At 68.9% G+C, this 3,209-nt stretch carries 4 protein-coding genes and 1 tRNA gene; all 5 read left to right on the top strand.

Going from position 1 to position 3,209, the window contains the following annotated elements:
* Positions 1 to 567: (d)CMP kinase (gene cmk, locus R1101_RS0119700; RefSeq protein WP_016935032.1), on the top strand; the 567-nt coding region annotated here is incomplete at its 5' end.
* Positions 564 to 1,994 carry a ribosome biogenesis GTPase Der gene (gene der, locus R1101_RS0119695; RefSeq protein ID WP_016935031.1) on the top strand — a complete coding sequence of 477 codons (1,431 nt, stop codon included), beginning with the start codon at positions 564 to 566 and terminating at the stop codon, positions 1,992 to 1,994. The genes cmk and der, both read left to right, overlap by 4 nt.
* Before the next feature lie 100 nt (positions 1,995 to 2,094).
* Positions 2,095 to 2,168 (top strand) — tRNA-Pro (locus tag R1101_RS0119690).
* A 169-nt stretch (positions 2,169 to 2,337) separates the two neighbouring features.
* A complete protein-coding gene (locus R1101_RS31145) occupies positions 2,338 to 2,538 on the top strand; it encodes a hypothetical protein (protein ID WP_016935030.1) in 201 nt (66 codons plus the stop codon).
* A 143-nt stretch (positions 2,539 to 2,681) separates the two neighbouring features.
* Complete coding sequence (locus tag R1101_RS0119680) at positions 2,682 to 3,098, top strand: VOC family protein (protein ID WP_016935029.1); 417 nt, start codon at positions 2,682 to 2,684, stop codon at positions 3,096 to 3,098.
* Positions 3,099 to 3,209 lie beyond the last annotated feature (111 nt).

Here is a 3,209-nt window from a genome sequence, read left to right as displayed (position 1 = left end):
ATCGCGACGTTGCACGCTCTGCGCCGCGGTACCGACCTGACCGATCCGGCCGCGATCGCCGCGGCCACCGCCGATCTGCCGTGGTCGATCGGCACCGATCCCACCGTCGAGGACATCCGGCTCGACGGGGACGACGTGCGCGAGATCATCCGCGGCGCCGAGGTCACGGCCGCGGTCTCCGCGGTCTCCGCGGTCCCCGAGGTGCGCACCCAGCTCGTCGAGGCGCAGCAGCGTCTCGGGCGCGCCGAGCACCGCGTCGTGGTCGAAGGACGCGACATCGGCACGGTCGTCTTCCCCGAGGCCGACGTGAAGATCTTCCTCACCGCCTCGGCGGAGGCCCGCGCGCACCGGCGCAACAACCAGAACATCGCCGAGGGTCGCGGCGACGACTACGAGGCGGTCCTTGCTGCGGTGCAGCGCCGTGACCACCTCGACTCCACCCGCGCGGTGTCGCCGCTGCGCGCGGCGGACGACGCGGTCGTCGTGGACACCAGCGACATGAACATCGACGAGGTGATCGCCGCGCTGCTCGCGGTGGTCGCCGAGCAGACTGGAGCGAAGCTGTGAGCGACGACGTGAGCACCGATTACACCGGTTTCGCCGGCGACGGCACCTGGTCGGAGGAAGCCGACTGGGACGTCGAGTTCGCCGACGGCAACGAGCTCGAGGAGTTCGTTCCGGTCCCGACCGTCGCCGTGGTCGGCCGACCCAATGTCGGCAAGTCCACTCTGGTCAACCGCATCATCGGCCGACGCGAAGCCGTCGTCGAGGATGTCCCCGGCGTCACCCGGGACCGCGTCTCGTACGAGGCGTCGTGGAACGGCCGGCGGTTCATGGTGCAGGACACCGGCGGGTGGGAACCCGACGCGAAGGGCATGCAGCAGTCCGTGGCCCGCCAGGCCGAGGTCGCCATGCGTACCGCCGACGCGATCCTCGTCGTGGTCGACGCCACCGTCGGCGCCACCAGCGTCGACGAGGCGGTCGCGAAGGTGCTGCGCCGGTCGAAGACGCCGGTGCTGCTGGTCGCGAACAAGGTCGACGACGACCGCGTCGAATCCGAGGCCGCGATGTTGTGGTCGCTCGGGCTCGGCCAGCCGTATTCGGTGTCGGCCACCCACGGGCGCGGCACCGGCGATCTGCTCGACGAGCTGCTCGCCAAGTTGCCCGCCACCCCCCGCGAGGGTTCCGGCGGCGAAGGACCCCGCCGGGTCGCCCTGGTGGGCAAGCCGAACGTCGGCAAGTCGAGCCTGCTGAACAAGCTCGCCGGGGACGAACGCTCGGTGGTGCACGATGTCGCCGGCACCACCGTCGACCCGGTGGACTCGATCGTCGAACTCGGCGGCAAGCCGTGGCGGTTCGTCGACACCGCCGGTCTGCGCAAGCGGGTCACACACGCCTCCGGAGCGGAGTTCTACGCGTCGCTGCGCACGCGCGGCGCGATCGACGCGGCCGAGGTGGCGGTGCTGCTCATCGACGCCTCGCAACCGATCACCGAGCAGGACCAGCGGGTGATCACGATGGTCGTCGAATCGGGTCGTGCCCTGGTGATCGCGTTCAACAAGTGGGATCTCGTCGATGAGGATCGTCGCTACGAGCTCGGCCGCGAGATCGACCGCGACCTGCTGCGGGTGCCGTGGGCGTCGCGCGTGAACATCTCCGCCAAGACCGGTCGAGCCGTGCAGAAGCTCGTCCCGGCGATGGAGACCGCGCTCGAGTCGTGGGACAAGCGCATCTCCACGGGACGCTTGAACTCGTGGCTCAAGGAGGTCGTGGCTGCGACTCCGCCGCCGATGCGCGGTGGTCGCCTGCCCCGTGTGCTGTTCGCCACCCAGGCAGCCACCCGGCCCCCGACCTTCGTGCTGTTCACCACGGGCTTCCTCGAGGCCGGCTACCGCCGCTTCCTCGAGCGTCGCCTGCGTGAGGAGTTCGGCTTCGACGGCAGCCCCGTGCGGATCTCGGTGCGGGTGCGGGAGAAGCGCGACCGCCGGAAGTGAACCCGCGACGGCGTCCGGTCGCGAAAACGCGCTGACCAGCCGATTAGTGTTTCGGTCCGTTCCTGTTGTAATCTCTGAGAGCGCTCGGAGAGAGCGCGGACGGGCTGTGGCGCAGCTTGGTAGCGCACTTGACTGGGGGTCAAGTGGTCGCAGGTTCAAATCCTGTCAGCCCGACAGCGAAACCCCTTCCGACTTCGGTCGGAAGGGGTTTTCTCGTTCGCGGACGCGCCTTCACACCCGACGCCGGTGACGACGGAATCCGACCTGGTCCACCCCCGACGAATCCTCTGGGTTCGTCTCGCGCGCCGAATGGTCCGGCGCGTCGTGCAAGGGGAGTGACAGGATGAAGAAACTCGCCAGGAGTGCGTTCGTGACGGCCGCGGCGGCAGGACTCGTATTCGGGGGATCCTCTACCGCCGCAGCGGACACCGGTTCCGCCGGGTACTTCGGCAACCCGCATTGTCTGCTCCGGTCCCTTCTGACCTACGGGACTCTCAGTGCCGGCGATGCCGGCGCCTTCCTGCCGGGGTGCGCGCCGTTCTGAGCGCGGCGTCACATGTGAAGCGGGCGAGCGCACCGAACGCTCCCGGATCCGGGACGCACCCCTCACGATGAGAAGTGCGTCGGCGGACGGTCACTACCGGTAGGGCACCGAACGCGCCCTACCGCACCCGCGAAAGGACCACGATGACCACTCGATTCAATCCCTATCTCGCATTCCGCGATTCCGCACGCGAAGCCATGGAGTTCTACCGATCGGTCTTCGGCGGTGAACTGGCGGTGAGCAGGTTCGCCGACATGCACGCCTCGGACGATCCGAGCGAGGACGACAAGGTGATGCACTCGATGCTCACCACCGACCGCGGCTTCGTGCTCATGGCCTCGGACACCCCGAACGGCGTGGACTACTCGCCCGGCACGAACTTCTCGCTGTCGCTCAGCGGGGACGACGAGAGCGTGCTCCGCGGCTGGTGGGACGCGCTGAGCGAAGGTGGTCGCGTCGACATGCCGCTCGAACGTGCCCCGTGGGGAGATCTGTTCGGTATGTGCACCGACCGCTTCGGAATCGCGTGGATGGTCAGCATCGGCGACCAGCAGGGCTGAACGGCTCGGTGGCCGTCAGCCGGGGCGGGCGTCGAGCTCGCGCACCAGCCGCGGCGGCGCGGTCTCCCGGTAGGACATGTCGAGCAGTTCGGCGACCTCGCCCCAGTCCAC

This window comes from Rhodococcus sp. R1101 (genome assembly GCF_000278445.1).
GTDB lineage: Bacteria > Actinomycetota > Actinomycetes > Mycobacteriales > Mycobacteriaceae > Rhodococcus > Rhodococcus gordoniae.
The sequence above is the reverse complement of the archived record's forward strand: the minus strand, read 5'-3'. Positions and strand labels throughout refer to the sequence as shown.

Excerpts from the sequence above, each read along its gene's own strand:
- R1101_RS31145 (WP_016935030.1), top strand. The coding sequence starts at position 2,338 with ATGAAGAAACTCGCCAGGAGTGCGTTCGTGACGGCCGCGGCGGCAGGA.
- R1101_RS0119680 (WP_016935029.1), top strand. The coding sequence starts at position 2,682 with ATGACCACTCGATTCAATCCCTATCTCGCATTCCGCGATTCCGCACGC.